Below are 17,683 nucleotides of genomic sequence, written 5' to 3'. Positions count from 1 at the left end.
AAATAACCCCGGTTGCCCGGGGTTATTTTTTATTCTTCTTCCACGGCCTTTATTATCGCCGCCTCTTTCGCCGCCAGCACGCGCTCAACGGTATCCACGACCGCCTGGGTCTGCGGATCTATTTCGATATTCACCCGCTGCCCCAGTTTTTTTGAACCAAGCGTCGTACGTTGCAACGTTTCTGGAATTAAATGCACGCAAAAACGGGTTGGCGTCACTTCACCTACGGTCAGGCTAATCCCATCAATGCCAATAAATCCTTTATAAAGGATGTATTTCATTAAGGTGGGATCCTGCACCTTAAACCAGATTTGACGGTTATTTTCCGAGGTCACGATTTTCGCCACTTCGGCGGTGGTCATAATATGGCCCGACATCAGGTGCCCGCCAATCTCATCGCTGAATTTCGCCGCCCGCTCAACGTTGACGGTATCCCCCACTTCCAGCTCGCCCAGGTTAGTGATGCGCAGCGTCTCTTTCATTAAATCAAAAGCGATCTGGTTACCGTTAATTTCGGTCACCGTCAGGCAGCAGCCGTTATGCGCTATCGACGCCCCGGTTTCAATGCCGTCGAGCATATATTCAGGCAGCTCGACCACGTGAGTGCGGAAATTCGGTTTTTCATCAATGGACACCACTTTGGCAGTGCCCTGCACAATACCAGTAAACATGCTTACAGCTCCTGTTCATTCCGAACGGCGATGACACCGTATAATCCCACCACAATAACAGTTGAAAAAACAGGTTGCCAGTGATGCGCAATTTCTGGCGATTTTTTCACTAGATAATTAGTTAAACCCCGCTACAATAGCTGGCATCCCTCTGTTTTTTCTTCTTGCTGCCAGTTACGGCGGCCTTTTTAGTCTCTCAAATAACTACAATACAAAGGTGTTCACGTGCAGAAGTATATGATCGAAGCGCGTCAGTTATTGGCACTGGCAATACCGGTGATCGTCGCGCAGGTAGCCCAAACCGCAATGGGATTTGTGGATACGGTAATGGCCGGTGGTTACAGCGCCACCGATATGGCCGCCGTGGCGATCGGAACCTCAATCTGGCTCCCGGCCATTCTGTTTGGTCACGGCCTGCTGCTGGCGCTGACGCCCGTTATCGCCCAGCTTAACGGCTCCGGTCGACGTGACCGCGTGGCCCATCAGGTTCGCCAGGGCTTCTGGCTGGCCGGAGGCGTCTCCGTCCTGATTATGATCGTCCTGTGGAACGCCGGGTATATTATCCGCGCCATGCATAATATCGATCCGGCGCTGGCAGATAAGGCGGTCGGTTATCTGCGCGCCCTGCTCTGGGGCGCCCCCGGCTATCTGTTCTTTCAGGTAGCACGTAACCAGTGTGAAGGGCTGGCAAAAACCAAGCCGGGCATGGTGATGGGCTTTATCGGCTTGCTGGTGAATATTCCCGTGAACTATATCTTCATTTACGGTCATTTTGGCATGCCGGAGCTCGGTGGCGTGGGCTGCGGCGTTGCGACGGCAGCGGTGTACTGGGTGATGTTCGGAAGCATGCTCACCTACATTAAGCATGCGCGATCCATGCGCGACATTCGCAACGACACTGCCTTTAGCACGCCTGACTGGTCGATGTTGACCCGCCTGACCCAGCTGGGTCTGCCCATTGCGCTGGCGCTGTTCTTTGAAGTGACGCTGTTTGCCGTTGTCGCCCTGCTGGTTTCGCCGCTAGGGATTATTGATGTGGCAGGCCACCAGATCGCCCTGAACTTCAGCTCTTTGATGTTTGTTCTGCCGATGTCGCTGGCGGCTGCGGTGACGATTCGCGTGGGCTTCCGTCTGGGGCAAGGCTCTACGCTGGATGCGCAAACGGCTGCCCGCACCGGGCTGGGCGTCGGCGTCTGCATGGCGGTCTGTACCGCCCTCTTTACCGTGCTGTTGCGTGAGCAAATTGCCCTGCTCTATAACGACAACCCGGAGGTAGTGACTCTGGCCTCGCACCTGATGCTGCTGGCGGCCATTTATCAGATCTCTGACTCCATCCAGGTGATTGGCAGCGGCGTGCTGCGTGGGTATAAAGATACGCGTTCCATCTTCTTTATCACCTTCATTGCCTACTGGGTGCTGGGCCTGCCGAGTGGCTACATTCTGGCGCTCACGGATCTGGTGGTGGATCGCATGGGGCCAGCCGGGTTCTGGATGGGCTTTATCATCGGCTTAACGTCAGCGGCCATTATGATGATGCTGCGCATGCGCTTCCTGCAACGTCAGCCCTCTACGGTTATTTTGCAGCGCGCTGCACGTTAATGACCCTGTAGCCGCCGGCTGGCGGCTACTTTCTCTTCACTTTGCGCGGTAATGAAGCAATCGCGTGAAATCAGAGAGAAAAATGCATTTTCCCTCTTGCCACCTTGGTGCTGTGCCGCTAATATTCGTCCCCGTTGTCACCGACAACACAATGCGTTCATAGCTCAGTTGGTTAGAGCACCACCTTGACATGGTGGGGGTCGTTGGTTCGAGTCCAATTGAACGCACCATTCTGCGTCCGTAGCTCAGTTGGTTAGAGCACCACCTTGACATGGTGGGGGTCGGTGGTTCGAGTCCACTCGGACGCACCATTTCAGTCCTGAAATGGTGCAAAAATCCTCTTCTTAACGTCTTAATTTTTCCCTTCATTGAATGACTTAACCTTTCTCCTGCTACGCTTATTCTATGGTTCAGAAACGCAGGAACGCTTTCGATGAAAAAAATTGCCATTATCGGCTCAGGCCCAACAGGGATTTACACCTTCTACTCACTTCTTACCAACGCAGCGCCCCTTTCGATCACCGTGTTTGAGAAAGCAGATCAGCCCGGCGTCGGTATGCCTTACAGCGATGAAGATAACTCCCGACTGATGCTGGCGAACATCGCCAGTATCGAAATCCCGCCCATTTTTATCACCTATCTCGACTGGCTTAAGCAGCAAAATGCAGCCCATCTTGCCCGCTATAGCGTCGACAAAGACAAACTGCACGACCGGCAGTTTCTGCCCCGTATTCTGCTGGGTGAATATTTCCACGACCGTTTTCTCGCCGTCGTTGCCGAGGCGAAAAAGGCGGGATTTCAGGTCGAGGTTCATCCCAACGCAAAAGTAACGGATATCAAAGCAGATGCAGACGGCGTGGCCCTGTCAGTGAACGATGCGCCTTTCTCCAGAAGATTCGATCTCGCCGTGGTCGCCACCGGTCACGTCTGGCCTGATGAAGATGAAGCCACCCGCGCCTGGTACCCGAGCCCATGGTCGGGGCTGATGGACGCAGAGATCCGAGCCTGCGAGGTGGGGATCATGGGGACGTCCCTCAGCGGGCTGGACGCCGCGATGGCGGTTGTGATGCAGCACGGTCGGTTTACCGGCGAGCAGTTCGTGGTCAATAAAGGCAGCGAGGGGTTAAAAATCACGCTGATGTCCCGCACGGGCGTTCTGCCGGAAGCCGACTTTTACTGCCCTATTCCTTATGAACCGCTGTCGGTGTTAACGGCATCTGTGGCAGAAAACGAGATCGCTAAAGGCCCGGACGGGCTGCTTGACCGCATTTTTGCGCTGATGGTGAAAGAGCTTGAGCTGGCCGATCCGCAGTGGTGCCAGGCGATATCGCTCAGCACGCTGAATGCCGACACCCTTCGTGAGGTTTGGTTTGAGGATCGTAAAAATCATGGTCCTTTCACCTGGGCCGAAGCGAACCTGAAAGAAGTGGAGCGCAACAAGCGCGACAAACGCACCGTTGCCTGGCGCTATACCGTGCTTCGTCTGCATGAGGTGGTTCAGGCGATTGTTCCTTCACTTAACGAACAGGACAGAGAGCGGTTTAAGTCGGGGCTGGAGCGCGTATTTATTGATAACTATGCCGCCATTCCACCACAGTCTATCCGCCGGTTACTGGCGCTACGAGAGGCAGGGATCATCAGCGTGGTCGCCCTCGGTGATGATTACGACCTGGATATCGGCAGCGATCAAACCGTCATCACCACGCAAGAAAAGAGTTATCGCTTCGATGTCTTTATTGATGCGCGCGGGCAAAAACCGCTCAAAAATAGGGATATCCCCTTCCCGACGCTGCGCAAACAGCTTGAGGAAACGGGCGATGAGATACCGGACGTGGGGGAAGACTACACGTTGCTGTCACCTGCGTCTCTGCGCGGACGTATCGCGTTTGGAGCGATCCCCTGGCTGATGCACGACCATCCGTTTGTTCAGGGTTTGTCAGAGTGCGCTGAAATTGGTAAGGCGATGGCGAAAGCGGCGGGAAATCCTGCGTCGGGCGTGCGGCGGAAATTACCGTTCATGGAGTTTTAACCAGGCTTCCCTGCCCTACGGTGTCGGATTACTCGAAGAAGACTTCCGGGTTTTCCGACAGCGATACAAAGCTTTTGGTGTTCTTATCCAGGGCAAGGATTTTGCCGCTTTCAATATCATACACCCAGCCGTGCAGGCGAATGGCGTTGTTGCGCAGGCCTACCGCCACCGACGGATGGGTCTTGATGTTGCTCAGCTGCGCAAAGACGTTCTCCTGCACCATCGCATTCACTTTATCGATTGGCGTATCCCAGGTTTTCTTCTCCACCACCGCTTTCGCCGCATCAGAATAGCGCAGCCAGTGTGAAACGGCCGGCATGGGCTCCAGATCCGCGTTGTCGGCAATCGCCTTCATCGCGCCGCAGTTTGAGTGGCCGCAGATTACGATATCGGTCACGCCGAGGGCCACCACCGCGTATTCGATGGTCGCTGAGACGCCGCCAGGCTCCGGCCCGAACGGTGGCACAATGTTGCCAGCGTTTCGAATGACAAAGAGCTGTCCTGGCTCCTGTTGCGTAACCAGTTCCGGAACCAGACGGCTGTCGGAGCAGGAGATGAACAGCGCTTTGGGATTCTGACTGGACGCTAAACTACGAAAAAGCTCTTTACGTTGCGGGAAAATCTCTTTTTGAAAGCTGAGAAAACCTTCAATGATATGTTGCATAGCCATTTCTCTTTTATCTGTTTTAGTTTAGGTATGATCGCGATCACACTCGTAAAATTTAACCACCGTGCCTTATCGGAGACAAGCAATATATTTCTGGCCCGACCGCTGCACGAGCTCATCCGCGTTCGTCAGGATGTTTTGTCCTTCAAAGGCCCCGTACAGGCGCTGGTACTTTTTCCCCGCCAGTCGGTCGGTCACCGACTCGACGGTGCGGGCAGGCAGCGGGAGCATATTCGGATAACTCCACATAAACGACACGGCGTCTTTACCCGGCGTGACCTGCAAAATATCACCGGCCAGCAGTACGCCGTCGCCTGACTGCCAGTGCAGCACTGTGCCGCCTGCGAAATGCCCGCCCAGTCGCAACAGCGTTACCGACGGCATAATTTCCAGAGTGTCCTCCTCCCAGAAGCGTATCGCCGGACTGTCACGCATTACCCACTGCCGATCGCTGGCGTGCAGGTAGATCGGCGCGTTAAACGCCGCGGCCCACTCCTGCATGGTGGTGTAGTAATGAGGGTGCGAAATCGCAATCGCGCCGATCCCGCCGAGCGCGTCAATTAGCGCTCTGGTGGCCGGGTCAAGGTTCGCGATGCAGTCCCACAGGATATTGCCCTGCGGCGTGCGCAGCAGGATGGCGCGCTGGTTAATGGCAAAAGAGGGGACGGTTTTGATGCTGAACAGCTGCGGCTCAAGCTGTTGCCATTTGTTGGTATGCGTGGCCGTAAGACTGTCGAAATCCGTCCACGCCTGGCCCGTCACCGGAACATACTGGCGTTCATCGTCGCAAATCGGGCAGCGTTTGGGGTGTTCATCGTAAGCGGTACCGCAGGTTTTACACAGCGTAATCATCAGCGTTCCTCAGCAATAAAGCACTGAGTATGGCAGGGATTATCCATATGTGCTGCGGGGTGCATCGCCCACTTTTTTTGACTTATACTGTGCCAGTATCAAAAACTGAATAACGCAGGTGGCACATGGAAATTGATCTCGATAACTTAGTCTTTAACGGGCTGGATGAAGCAGAAGAGCGCAACGCGGAACGTCTCGACGACGCGGATAAAAAAGCCCAGGCGATTGTCGCCGATGACGACTGCGGCGATGCCTGCAAGATCTGACGAGAAAGCACCGGAAGCCCCGGTGCTTTTTTTATGCATGAGGTTTTCACCCGCTATCAGTTCTCCGGCGTTTTGCTGAACCCGGTAAGCATCAGGATCAGACTTTGTGGAGATGATGCCGTCTCAAACTGATAGTGGTTTCCCTGACGATCGCCGCCGATATACCACGATATTTCGGTTTTCCCTTCTGCCAGCGCCTTGCGTACCGCTTTATCGACATCCACCATCCGGTATTCGCGGGCGTGGTTCAGGTACAGCACCGCATCCGACCGGTAGTTGCAGGACGGTCGCGCGTGCCAGTTCACGCTGGCCGGATCCCAGTCGTTGCTCGCCGGATAGAAGAAGATTTGATCCGCGCCGTTGGTTTCCACTTTCCCGCCATAGATACGCACGCGGTACTTAAACTGGGCAGGATCCTGTCCGGCAGGCAGCGGAGGAATGCTGAACTTCACCAGCGACAAGGTTTCGCTGTTTTTCGTCCTTCCGCCGTTCTGCCAGTTATCCTGCACCAGTAAGGCCTGAGGATCGGGCTGCGACAGTGTGGGTTCCAGGCTGCTTAGCCAGACGTTGGCCTTCGCTTTTGAATATCCGTACGGGACGGTGGTGCCGCAATCCAGTCCGCGGTTCATACACAGGTCGGTCATAAAGCGCGCGGCATCTTCCGTCCAGCCGTTCATGAAGTCAGCATGCGCCGTATAGAGGCTTCCACACCGCTCCTCGCGCTCATTACCGTGCATGATGGGGTCGAGTGAAAGCTGCGCTTTGCTGGTGTCCAGAGCGCTAATCGTCGGGAGCACGTACGCGATATTCATGTTCACCGTCGGGATCTTAATCGGGAAGGCGGACGGACACTGCCCTTTCGTGTCGTAGGTGGCGTTAACCAGACCGTGGGCAGGCTTCAGGTGTACCCCATCCCAGCAGTTGGGGAACTGAATGCCGATATTAAACTGCACGGCATCCTTCGCCTTGCGTAAGCCGCAGACTTCACCCGTTTTGCTGGTGTAGCCCTTGCCGTTGGCGCATAAAAAGGTGATATGGGGATTGGGCGCGGTGCCGTGATGATCGCCGGCCAGCAGCGACAGCCCCGCCGGGAACGGATGCAGCGGCCAGGCGTCAACGTTCGATGCCTGATAATAGGTTTTTTGGTAGGCGGGTTTCACCACCGTTCCGTCCGGCAACCTCAGCGACGGCGCCCAGTAGGCCGAGCTGTCTGCTTTATTATCGCAGGTCGTCTTTTCTTGCGTACGCAGCGATTCGCGGCTGGAGTAAGCGTCCGTTTGCACGTTACCAAAAAAATCGTGCAGCATGGCCTCGTTGGGCATGCCGTACATCATAATGGCATCATCACCAAGGGTGTGGGAATAGCCGCAAACCACGTGCGCCTGTGGCGCAGCGTGCGCCGCCTGCATGGCAAGCAGTAGCGCGGCGGCAGAAAGTGTGGGGGTGAGTACTGTCCGTTTCATTATTATCTCCATCTGAGAAAGGAGATAGTGGTAACAAAACGGCTATCAATTACCGAGGATTTACCTGCGTACTTTTCCGCTCATCCCCGCTTTACAGCAGGCAGGCACAGCTCATTCCAGTACATTTCCCGCGTCCGGCGCAGTTCAGCGTGTCGTTTTAACATAGAACCACTCCGGATCAATGTTGGCTACGTCCACGCCGTACAGGCTGGCGACAGGCAGTATTGACTCAAGAACACGTTGCGCGCTGTTCTCCGCATTCGCTGGTTGGGTGGCAAAAAACCGCCGTAACGTGCCGATCCATTTTTTCATCGTCATTACCCCTCTCGCTTAACCTGAACTCAGTTAAACACGCCTTCATCATGAAGAGGAAATAACAATAATGACTGTTGATATGCAGGATTTGAGAAACGCCCAAGGCGCCGGCGCGCTAGCCGGCCAGCGCTTTAACGACCGTTTCCATCGCTTTGGTGGTCAACTCGCTGCGCTTAACGCGCTGGTTCGCCAGCGCGGTACGCAGTACGCCCGCAATGACAATATGTTTCGGCTCTTGCCCTAAATCACGCATTTCGAGAACGACCTTGCCTACCACCCGACACATCTCCTGGTACAGCGCTTCGTCTTTGGTCACATTGCCCATTGCCAACACTCCGATGCCTTAAACCGTCAGCTTAAAGCATTCGTCGGCTGGATACAAAAAAGAAGCCCGGCGTATTGCTCGCCGGGCTTCGTCTGGAAAATCAGGCGATTAGTTGTTTACCGGGATGACCGCACCTTTGTATTTGGTACGGATCCAGTCCTGAATCTCTTTAGAATGCAGCACGTTCACCAGCGCGACGATATCTTTCTTCTTCTCGTCACCGCGATGGACGGTAATGATGTTGGCGTACGGGTTATTCTCACCGCTTTCAACCGCAATCGGATCGTGCACCGGATCCAGGCCCGCGTCGATGGCGTAGTTAGCGTTAATCACCACCGCGGCACCTTCGTCGTTGTTGTACATCTGCGGCAGCAGCGACGCTTCCACATTCGGGGTAAATTCCAGCTTTTTCGGGTTTTCCACGATATCGCTGATGCGCGCGGTCACTTTATCGATGCCAGGCTTCAGCTTGATTACCCCCTCCTTTTCGAAGATGGAGAGAATACGACCTTCCTCGGAAACCGCATCACGCATAATGATTTTGCCGCCTTCCGGCAGATCCTTCAGCGATTTGTATTTTTTCGAATAGATACCGATCGGCTCAATGTGGATAGCGCCCGCACTGACAAAATCATAATCCTTATCGCCCGCGTGATCTTTCAGCACGCTGTTCAGATAAGGGATGTGCTGGAAGTAGTTGGCGTCGATGTCACGCCCCGCCAGCGCGGTGTTGGGCAGAATGTAGTCCTGGAACGGCTTAATCTCCAGATCGATACCCTGCTTTGCCAGAATCGGCTTAGCCTGCTCCAGAATTTCCGCGTGCGGCGTGTTGGACGCCCCCACGGTCAGCGTATCTGCCCAGGCGGCAAAGCTCAGGGCGCTCAGGGTGGCTGCGGCGATCAGTGTCAGTGTCTTTTTCATGATGTGGTTCCTGTGTGTATTTATTAGCGTTTATCTAACAGTGAAGTAATGACATCGCCGCAGAACTGGATAATGAACACGATGATCAGAATGGTCACCGTTGCCACCAGCGTGACGTCACCATGGTTGCGCTGGAATCCTTCCAGATAAGCCAGATTTCCCAAACCGCCGGCGCCTATCACCCCCGCCATTGCGCTGTAGCTCACCAGCGCAATCAGCGTCACCGTCATGCCTGAAACCAGTGCGGGTGAGGATTCCGGCAGTAAAACCCGAAACACTAACGTGCTCAGCCGTGCGCCCATCGAACGCGTGGCTTCGATAACCCCTTTGTCCACTTCACGCAGGGCGATCTCGACCAGACGGGCGTAAAACGGTGCGGCGCCTACAATCAGCGCGGGGAGCGCGGCGTTAGCGCCAAGAATGGTCCCGACGACGGTCTTGGTGAACGGGATCAGCAGCACGATGAGAATGATGAACGGAATGGAGCGGAACACGTTCACCACAATCGACATCACGCTGTAGACCGTGCGGTTTTGAAATAACCCGCCGCGGGCGGTTAAAAACAGCGCCAGACCAAGCCCGATCCCCAGAACAAACGTCGCCACGCCCGAAAGCGCGGTCATGTAGAGCGTCTCCTGAGTTGCAGCCCACAGCTGATCCCACTTCAGGTGCGGAAAGAGTTCTTCAGCCATGCTTAATAACCTCGCCTTCAATATCGCTTTGCTTCAGATCGGCGAGGATATTGTTCAGTTGTTCATCCGATGCCATCACGTGTACCCAGAGCTGCCCGAAAACACCGTGGGCGGTTTGCGTCATTTTGCCGTGCAGGATATTAAACGGCAGGCCGTAGCGCAGGGTCAGTTCCCCGACGATCGGCCTGTGCGTGCTGTGCCCGGTAAAGGTGAGTTTGATGACCGTGCCCTCCAGCCCGGTTGCCAGTTCCGTATTGAAGGTTTCATCTTCGGCGTACTGGCTCACCTGTCGGACAAACTGCTGGGTGATCGGCTGCTGCGGATGCGTAAAGACGCTCAGCACGTCCCCCTCCTCCACCACTTTCCCGTTCTCCATTACCGCCACGCGGTCGCAGATTTTGCGCACCACGTGCATTTCGTGCGTGATCAGCACGATGGTCAGGTTAAAGCGACGGTTAATGTCCAGGAGCAGATCGAGGATCTGATCGGTCGTCTGCGGATCCAGCGCGGAGGTGGCTTCGTCACACAGCAGCACGTCGGGATGATTGGCCAGCGCGCGGGCGATGCCTACACGCTGTTTTTGCCCTCCGCTCAGCTGCGACGGAAAGGCATTCTCGCGCCCCTTCAGGCCAACCAGATCCACCAGCTCGGCGACGCGTGCCTGAATTTTCGCTTTCGGTACACCGGCAATTTGCATTGAAAAGGCGATATTTTCCTTCACCGTGCGCGACCAGAGCAGATTGAAGTGCTGGAACACCATGCTGATTTTCAGGCGTGCCTGACGCAGCGCTTCTCCTTTTGCGGCGGAGATATCCTGTCCGTTAATGGTGACGCGTCCGGCGCTGGGCTTTTCCAGACCGTTCAGCAGACGGATCAGGGTACTTTTCCCGGCTCCGCTGTAGCCGATAATCCCGTAAATCTGTCCCTGCTCGATCGTCAAATTAACGTTATCAACGGCTGTCAGCGCCACCTTTCCGTTGTCAAAAATCTTCGAAATATTGCTGAGTACAATCATTCTTATTCGTTATCCGTGCCGCATATAGCGGTTTAGCAGTATGGATGTCCAAAAGATAGTAAACAGCCGTTATCAGCTTTTAAATGACCAAAAAGGAATGTCTTATAACGCGATGAAATAAGTCGCGACCTGGCGGCTGAAAATCGCTTAGATGAATATCAGCAATACATATCCGACAGCTGCATATCACCGCCTTCTCACCCGCCTGAATGGGTTATTTTTTCAGCATTTTGCGCGCATATAGACATCCTCACATCCGGACAACTTTACATCTCGCTGTCTTTCCATCTGAAAACATGACGAATATTCCTTTCCGTTCTAATACCCAGTGAAACGTTCTTTATTGAGAAAATTTCAGGATCCTATTATCCGGTCATCCCCCTTTTACAGGACATGACCATGATGCTTTACCACTCCGTCACCGAACTGATTGGCCGCACGCCGCTGATCCAGCTGCACAAACTGGATACCGGTCCCTGCTCGCTGTTTCTGAAGCTGGAAAATCAAAATCCCGGCGGTTCGATCAAAGACCGCGTCGCGCTGTCGATGATTAACGAAGCCGAACGCTCGCGGCAACTGCGGCCCGGCGGGACCATTATCGAAGCCACGGCGGGGAACACCGGGCTGGGGCTGGCGCTGATCGCCGCGCAGAAAGGCTATTCGCTGATCCTGGTGGTGCCGGACAAAATGAGTCGCGAAAAGATTTTCCACCTGCGGGCGCTGGGTGCGCAGGTGGTGTTGACCCGTTCCGATGTCAATAAGGGGCATCCGGCCTATTACCAGGATTACGCCCGGCGGCTGGCGAACGAACTGCCCGGCGCGTTTTACATCGACCAGTTCAACAATGAGGCCAACCCGCTGGCGCACCGCACGACCACCGCGCCGGAACTGTTTGAGCAGCTCGACGGCCAGATCGACGCCATCGTCGTCGGCGTCGGGTCCGGCGGTACGCTGGGCGGCTTACAGGCGTGGTTCGCCGAGCACTCACCGCAGACGGAATTTGTGCTTGCCGATCCGGCCGGGTCAGTGCTGGCGGATCAGGTTGAGACCGGACGCTATCACGATGCCGGATCGTGGCTGGTTGAGGGGATTGGCGAAGACTTTATTCCTCCGCTGGCGCACATCGAAGGGGTTAAACGCGCCTGGCGCATTACCGATCGCGAAGCCTTCACCACCGCCCGCGAGCTGCTCAAAACGGAAGGGATCCTGGCGGGCTCCTCCAGCGGCACGCTGCTGGCGGCGGCGCTGAAATATTGTCAGGCGCAGACCACGCCAAAACGCGTGGTCACCTTCGCCTGCGACAGCGGCAATAAATACCTCTCGAAAATGTTCAACGACGACTGGATGCGCCAGCAGGGGCTGATCGCGCGTCCGCAGGCAGGGGATCTCTCCGACTACATTGCCCTGCGCCACGATGAAGGCGCTACGGTGACTGCCGCCCCGGACGACACCCTTTCCACCGTGCTGGCCCGCATGCGGCTGTACGACATCTCCCAGCTGCCGGTGCTCGATAACGATAAGGTCGTCGGCATCATCGACGAATGGGACCTGCTGCGACACATCGGGGGGGATGCCGATCGCTTCTCTCTCCCCGTGACGGCGGCCATGACGCGTCAGGTGGAACATCTGGACAGGCAGGCCCCGGAGAGCGCCCTGCACGCCATCTTTGACCGTGGCCTGGTAGCCATTATCTATGACAACGACCGTTTTCTGGGTCTGATCACCCGCAGCGACGTTCTCACCGCCTGGCGTAACCGCCTGGAGAAATAAAAGGAGCAAAAGATGAAAAACCTGGCAACCCTCAGCGTTCACAGCGGCGAGTTTAACGACCCGCACGGCGCCGTCATGCCGCCGATTTACGCCACCTCGACGTTTGCGCAACCGTCTCCCGGTGAGCATACCGGCTATGAATATTCCCGAAGCGGCAACCCCACCCGCCACGCGCTGGAGACCGCGATAGCCGAGCTGGAGGGCGGCACGCGCGGGTACGCCTTCGCATCAGGGCTGGCGGCCATTTCCACCGTGCTCGAACTGCTGGATAAAGACAGCCATATCGTCGCCATTGACGACGTGTACGGCGGTACGTATCGCCTGATCGAAAACGTGCGCAAGCGCAGCACCGGGCTACAGGTGAGCTGGGTTAAGCCGGACGATATAGCCGGTCTTGAGGCCGCCATCCGCCCGGACACCCGCATGATCTGGGTGGAGACGCCGACAAATCCGCTGCTGAAGCTGGCCGATCTGGCGGCCATCGCGGAAATTGCCCGGCGTCATAATGCGATCAGCGTGGCGGACAATACCTTCGCCTCTCCGGTCATTCACCGGCCGCTGGAGGCAGGGTTTGACATCGTGGTGCACTCCGCCACCAAATATCTCAACGGTCATTCAGACGTGGTTGCCGGGCTGGCTGTTGTCGGGGCAAACAAGGACCTGGCGGATCGCCTGGGCTACCTGCAAAACGCAGTCGGAGGCGTTCTGGATCCGTTCAGCAGCTTTCTGACCCTGCGGGGTATTCGCACCCTCTCACTGCGCGTAGAGAAGCACAGCGCCAACGCGCTGGCTATTGCGCAATGGCTGGAGGCGCATCCGCAGGTTGAACGCGTGTACTATCCCGGGCTGGCGTCGCATCCGCAGCATGCGCTTGCCCGTCGCCAGATGGCGCTGCCGGGCGGCATGATCTCCGTCGTCTTAAAAGGCGATGCGCAACGCGCGACTGACGTTATCCGCCACCTTACGCTTTTTACCCTGGCCGAAAGCCTGGGCGGCGTGGAGAGTCTGGTGAGCAAGCCCTACAGCATGACCCACGCCTCGATCCCGCTGGCGCAGCGCCTTGCCAACGGCATTGTGCCGCAGCTGATCCGCCTGTCAGTTGGCATTGAAGATACGCGCGATCTAATTGCCGACCTTCAGCAGGCGCTGGAAAAGTGAGCAAAAAACGGCGGGCGTTGCGCCTGCCGTCATAAGATGACATTAGGCCTTAACGCATTGATAACAAACTTATGTGAATCTGCACAGATTGTTTTTGAAACACCGTTTCCATTTTCCTTTTTGCTGCAAATCAGCGTATAATGCGCGCCAAATCCCTGGTGAATGGTTTCAGCGCTTGGAATACAAAAAACAACGTACAACTTCTCCTCTCCTCCGTTGGGCTGGCACTCAGGCACACTTTCTTCTGCACGCTCATTTGATGTCACCTATTCTTAGTGCGTGTCATATACTCTTTCGCAACACAGGTTTGACTCCGCGGCGGTGCGCCCCCGGAGCGAGATTTCCATATCCTTCCCAACTTAAAGACTAAGACTGTCATGAAAAAGACGAAAATTGTTTGTACTATCGGCCCGAAAACCGAATCCGAAGAGATGCTGAGCAAAATGCTGGATGCTGGCATGAACGTGATGCGTCTGAACTTCTCCCACGGTGACTATGCTGAACACGGTCAGCGTATCCAGAACTTGCGCAACGTGATGAGCAAAACCGGTAAAAAAGCCGCGATCCTGCTCGACACCAAAGGTCCTGAAATCCGTACCATCAAGCTGGAAGGCGGTAACGACGTTTCTCTGAAAGCGGGCCAGACCTTCACCTTCACCACCGACAAATCCGTTGTGGGTAACAACGAAATCGTTGCCGTGACCTACGAAGGTTTCACCAGCGATCTGTCCGTTGGCAACACCGTGCTGGTGGATGACGGCCTGATCGGCATGGAAGTAACCGCGATCGAAGGTAACAAAGTTATCTGTAAGGTGCTGAACAACGGCGACCTGGGCGAAAACAAAGGCGTTAACCTGCCGGGTGTGTCCATTGCTCTGCCAGCGCTGGCTGAAAAAGACAAACAAGACCTGATCTTCGGTTGCGAACAAGGCGTTGACTTCGTTGCTGCGTCCTTTATCCGTAAACGTTCTGACGTGGTTGAGATCCGTGAGCACCTGAAAGCGCACGGCGGCGAGAACATTCAGATCATCTCCAAAATCGAAAACCAGGAAGGCCTGAACAACTTCGACGAAATCCTCGAAGCGTCTGACGGCATCATGGTTGCGCGTGGCGACCTGGGCGTTGAAATCCCGGTTGAAGAAGTGATCTTCGCGCAGAAGATGATGATCGAGAAATGCGTTCGCGCGCGTAAAGTGGTTATCACCGCAACGCAGATGCTGGACTCCATGATCAAAAACCCACGCCCTACCCGCGCGGAAGCGGGCGACGTGGCGAACGCCATCCTCGACGGTACCGATGCCGTTATGCTGTCTGGCGAATCTGCGAAAGGGAAATACCCTCTGGAAGCGGTCAGCATCATGGCGACCATCTGCGAACGTACCGACCGCGTGATGAAAAGCCGTCTGGATTACAACAACGACAGCCGTAAACTGCGCATCACCGAAGCCGTGTGCCGTGGCGCGGTAGAAACCGCTGAAAAACTGGAAGCCCCGCTGATTGTTGTGGCAACCCAGGGCGGTAAATCTGCGCGTGCCGTGCGTAAATACTTCCCGGATGCAACCATCCTGGCGCTGACCACGAACGAAACCACCGCGCGTCAGCTGGTGCTGAGCAAAGGCGTGATCCCACACCTGGTGAAAGAGATTGCGTCTACCGATGATTTCTATCGTCTCGGTAAAGAAGTGGCGCTGGAACTGGTTGATTGTGGTCTGGCACAGAAAGGCGACGTTGTGGTTATGGTTTCTGGCGCGCTGGTACCAAGCGGCACAACCAACACCGCATCTGTTCACGTGCTGTAATAATTCCCGAACAAATTATATTTTTGTTAAAAAGCGTCCTTCGGGGCGCTTTTTTTATTCCCGCCTTTAACCAGAACTATTCAAAAAGCAAATCGGGTTTTTCTATTTAATCGCGATTTATCTAAGATGAATCCGATGAAAAATGCCTTTTTTAACATAGCTTTTTCGTCAAAATTGCCGATTTCGTTGCTTCTTTGAGCGAACGATCAAAAATAGGCGTAATCCCATCAAAAAAATATTCTCAACCCAAAAAACTTTGTGTAATACTTGTAACGCTACATGGAGATTAACTCAATCTAGAGGGTATTAATAATGAATCGTACTAAACTGGTACTGGGCGCGGTAATCCTGGGTTCTACTCTGCTGGCAGGTTGCTCCAGCAACGCTAAAATCGATCAGCTGTCTTCTGACGTTCAGACTCTGAACGCTAAAGTTGACCAGCTGAGCAACGACGTGAACGCAATGCGTTCCGACGTTCAGGCTGCTAAAGACGACGCAGCTCGCGCTAACCAGCGTCTGGACAACCAGGCTACTAAATACCGTAAGTAATAGTACCTGTTAATAAAATGGCGCACATTGTGCGCCATTTTTTTTGCCTGCGTCAAACCCCTACTGAATCACCTTCTCTCCCTCGCCTTCCGCCACCGCCGCTGAGACACGACTGTTTTGAACAGACAGGACAGAACTGCTGGCTGCCGAACCGTTACCCGCTGAAACGGCAACCGGGATCCCCGCCCTGCGCGCCAGCGCTTTATCGATGAGGGTTTTATCGCTCCCTGATTCCGCTGCAAAAGCGGTAAACGCCGCAGAGTGCGCAAATGGCACCGTCTGTGGGTTTTCGCCCTCAGCCTGCGCCAGCGGCCTGTGTACCTCGATATAGCGTTTGCCGTCCGGCTCCACAGAGAACTTCACCGGCTCATTGATAATCTGAACCCGCGTGCCGACGCGCGCTTGTTCAAACAATGCTTTGATATCCGGCGCGTTCATCCGCATACAGCCCGAGCTAACCCGTAGCCCCACGCTGTCCGGTGCGCTGGTGCCGTGGATAAGATATTCCCCATTGCCGATGCCCAGACGCAGCGCATAGCGCCCCAGCGGGTTATTAGGCCCGGCGGGTACCACAGCCGGCAGTTTTATGCCCTGGGCCAGTGAGCGCGCTCTGATGCCCGCTGGCGGGGTCCAGGTGGGATTGGGGATCTTCTGGCTCACACGGGTGGTGCTGACCGGCGTTTCCAGCCCAAGCTGACCGATACCCAGCGGATAGACCTGAACGATATTTTCACCTGGCGGATAGAAGTAAAGACGCAGCTCCGCCAGATTCACCACAATGCCTTCACGATCGGTGTCCGGCAGCAGCATCTGGGAAGGAATGGTAATGACCGTTCCTGGCGCAGGGTTCACCGGTGCAATGGTATTATTGGTTTCAAGAATAAGCTGTGCTGCGGTATTAAACCGACGAGCGATAGCCTGGAGCTTATTGTCGCCTTCCTGAATGGTGTATGTCTGGTTTTGCCCAATCAGGCGGCTGCCTGCGGGCGGTAAAGGGTAATCAACCGCCCTGGCTGAATTAACAGCACTGAGCGAACCAAGGAGTAATAGAGTTATTAGAGACGCGCGCTTCATGCTGAGATTCCTTATTCACTGACTGAACGTCAGAAAGCTGAAAAACCAGCGAGGTGGAAACCACCCCGCGAAACAGAATGAATGCTGTTCAGTTAGTTTAGCTAAGGATTGCGGCTTTGGCGCGAATGGCGCGGATCATCGCTTCCAGCCCCTGGGATCGGGACGGGGTGAGGTGTTGGGTTAAGGCCATTTTTTCAAACCACGGACGGACGTCAAAGGCGACAATATCCTGCGCCGACATCCGGTGATAGAGAATAAATACGACGGCAATAAGCCCCTTCACAATGGCGGCATCGCTGTCGCCCTGCAATTCGATTACGCCATCATCCGTCTGCTGCATCAGGATCCAGACCTGGCTCTGGCAGCCCTGAATGATGTTGTTCGGGTTATGCGCCTCTTCGCTGAGCGGCGGCAGGCGCTGCCCCAGCTCGATAATATAAAGGTATTTCTCTTCCCAGTTTGCGCAACGTCCAAAGTTGCGCAGCAGTTTATCTCTGTCCGGCAAATCTGCCATCTCT

18 protein-coding genes and 2 tRNA genes are annotated in these 17,683 nt (G+C 55.2%); 9 read left to right on the top strand and 11 right to left on the bottom strand.

Features of this window, described 5'->3' with window-relative positions:
* Nucleotides 1-29: 29 nt before the first annotated feature.
* Nucleotides 30-671, bottom strand: a complete 642-nt coding sequence (locus IM300_RS06000) for a riboflavin synthase (protein WP_063448935.1) — start codon at nt 669-671, stop codon at nt 30-32.
* 225 nt (nt 672-896) lie between these two features.
* Here IM300_RS06000 and mdtK point away from each other — a divergent pair, with 225 nt between their 5' ends.
* From mdtK to IM300_RS05980, 4 genes are all read left to right on the top strand, one after another.
* The gene (gene mdtK, locus IM300_RS05995; protein ID WP_107535207.1) at nt 897-2,270 is read left to right on the top strand and encodes an MdtK family multidrug efflux MATE transporter; all 1,374 of its coding nucleotides are present in this window, start codon (nt 897-899) and stop codon (nt 2,268-2,270) included.
* Nucleotides 2,271-2,423: 153 nt separating this feature from the next.
* A tRNA-Val gene (locus IM300_RS05990) sits at nt 2,424-2,500 on the top strand.
* Between the two features lie 4 nt (nt 2,501-2,504).
* A tRNA-Val gene (locus IM300_RS05985) sits at nt 2,505-2,581 on the top strand.
* Between the two features lie 122 nt (nt 2,582-2,703).
* Complete coding sequence (locus IM300_RS05980; protein ID WP_193035708.1) at nt 2,704-4,299, top strand: FAD-NAD(P)-binding protein; 1,596 nt, start codon at nt 2,704-2,706, stop codon at nt 4,297-4,299.
* A gap of 28 nt (nt 4,300-4,327) precedes the next feature.
* On the opposite strand, the gene IM300_RS05975 is transcribed toward IM300_RS05980, so the two are convergent.
* Nucleotides 4,328-4,963, bottom strand: coding sequence for a carbonic anhydrase (locus tag IM300_RS05975; RefSeq protein WP_063448938.1), 636 nt, complete (start codon nt 4,961-4,963; stop codon nt 4,328-4,330).
* 72 nt (nt 4,964-5,035) lie between these two features.
* A complete protein-coding gene (locus IM300_RS05970; protein WP_193035706.1) occupies nt 5,036-5,818 on the bottom strand; it encodes an MBL fold metallo-hydrolase in 783 nt (260 codons plus the stop codon).
* Nucleotides 5,819-5,943: 125 nt separating this feature from the next.
* On the opposite strand from IM300_RS05970, the gene IM300_RS05965 reads away from it, so the two are divergent.
* Nucleotides 5,944-6,084 carry a hypothetical protein gene (locus IM300_RS05965; protein ID WP_003857665.1) on the top strand — a complete coding sequence of 47 codons (141 nt, stop codon included), beginning with the start codon at nt 5,944-5,946 and terminating at the stop codon, nt 6,082-6,084.
* Nucleotides 6,085-6,140: 56 nt separating this feature from the next.
* Here the strand turns inward: IM300_RS05965 and IM300_RS05960 are convergent, their stop codons facing one another.
* The 6 genes from IM300_RS05960 to IM300_RS05935 all read right to left on the bottom strand — a co-directional run bounded on the left by IM300_RS05960 (nt 6,141) and on the right by IM300_RS05935 (nt 10,815).
* Nucleotides 6,141-7,547 (bottom strand): DUF1996 domain-containing protein, encoded by a 1,407-nt coding sequence (locus tag IM300_RS05960; protein WP_193035704.1) that lies wholly within the window; start codon nt 7,545-7,547, stop codon nt 6,141-6,143.
* A 144-nt stretch (nt 7,548-7,691) separates the two neighbouring features.
* A complete protein-coding gene (locus IM300_RS05955) occupies nt 7,692-7,859 on the bottom strand; it encodes a hypothetical protein (RefSeq protein WP_063867029.1) in 168 nt (55 codons plus the stop codon).
* A gap of 118 nt (nt 7,860-7,977) precedes the next feature.
* Nucleotides 7,978-8,187: a fumarate hydratase FumD gene (gene fumD / locus IM300_RS05950; protein ID WP_003857676.1), complete on the bottom strand. Its 210-nt coding sequence runs from the start codon at nt 8,185-8,187 to the stop codon at nt 7,978-7,980.
* A 108-nt stretch (nt 8,188-8,295) separates the two neighbouring features.
* Nucleotides 8,296-9,108 (bottom strand): MetQ/NlpA family ABC transporter substrate-binding protein, encoded by an 813-nt coding sequence (locus IM300_RS05945; protein WP_063448942.1) that lies wholly within the window; start codon nt 9,106-9,108, stop codon nt 8,296-8,298.
* 23 nt (nt 9,109-9,131) lie between these two features.
* The gene (locus IM300_RS05940) at nt 9,132-9,800 is read right to left on the bottom strand and encodes a methionine ABC transporter permease (protein WP_063448943.1); all 669 of its coding nucleotides are present in this window, start codon (nt 9,798-9,800) and stop codon (nt 9,132-9,134) included.
* Nucleotides 9,793-10,815, bottom strand: coding sequence for a methionine ABC transporter ATP-binding protein (locus tag IM300_RS05935; protein ID WP_193035702.1), 1,023 nt, complete (start codon nt 10,813-10,815; stop codon nt 9,793-9,795). The genes IM300_RS05940 and IM300_RS05935 overlap by 8 nt, the downstream gene beginning before the upstream one ends.
* A 399-nt stretch (nt 10,816-11,214) precedes the next feature.
* On the opposite strand from IM300_RS05935, the gene IM300_RS05930 reads away from it, so the two are divergent.
* The 4 genes from IM300_RS05930 (at nt 11,215) to lpp (ending at nt 16,091) form a co-directional block, all read left to right on the top strand.
* Complete coding sequence (locus tag IM300_RS05930) at nt 11,215-12,585, top strand: cystathionine beta-synthase (RefSeq protein ID WP_193035700.1); 1,371 nt, start codon at nt 11,215-11,217, stop codon at nt 12,583-12,585.
* A 12-nt stretch (nt 12,586-12,597) separates the two neighbouring features.
* Nucleotides 12,598-13,743: a PLP-dependent aspartate aminotransferase family protein gene (locus IM300_RS05925; protein WP_193035698.1), complete on the top strand. Its 1,146-nt coding sequence runs from the start codon at nt 12,598-12,600 to the stop codon at nt 13,741-13,743.
* 377 nt (nt 13,744-14,120) lie between these two features.
* Nucleotides 14,121-15,542 (top strand): pyruvate kinase PykF, encoded by a 1,422-nt coding sequence (gene pykF, locus IM300_RS05920; RefSeq protein WP_003857687.1) that lies wholly within the window; start codon nt 14,121-14,123, stop codon nt 15,540-15,542.
* Nucleotides 15,543-15,854: 312 nt separating this feature from the next.
* Nucleotides 15,855-16,091, top strand: coding sequence for a murein lipoprotein Lpp (lpp, locus tag IM300_RS05915; protein WP_001082307.1), 237 nt, complete (start codon nt 15,855-15,857; stop codon nt 16,089-16,091).
* Nucleotides 16,092-16,151: 60 nt separating this feature from the next.
* Here the strand turns inward: lpp and IM300_RS05910 are convergent, their stop codons facing one another.
* Both IM300_RS05910 and sufE read right to left on the bottom strand, forming a co-directional pair.
* Complete coding sequence (locus IM300_RS05910; protein ID WP_063867038.1) at nt 16,152-17,165, bottom strand: L,D-transpeptidase family protein; 1,014 nt, start codon at nt 17,163-17,165, stop codon at nt 16,152-16,154.
* A 97-nt stretch (nt 17,166-17,262) separates the two neighbouring features.
* Complete coding sequence (gene sufE, locus IM300_RS05905; RefSeq protein WP_063448947.1) at nt 17,263-17,679, bottom strand: cysteine desulfuration protein SufE; 417 nt, start codon at nt 17,677-17,679, stop codon at nt 17,263-17,265.
* Nucleotides 17,680-17,683 lie beyond the last annotated feature (4 nt).

Origin of the sequence: Enterobacter cloacae complex sp. I2 (assembly GCF_014896205.1) — a bacterium.
Lineage (GTDB): Bacteria > Pseudomonadota > Gammaproteobacteria > Enterobacterales > Enterobacteriaceae > Enterobacter > Enterobacter quasihormaechei.
This window is presented reverse-complemented; position numbering and strand designations above follow the sequence as displayed.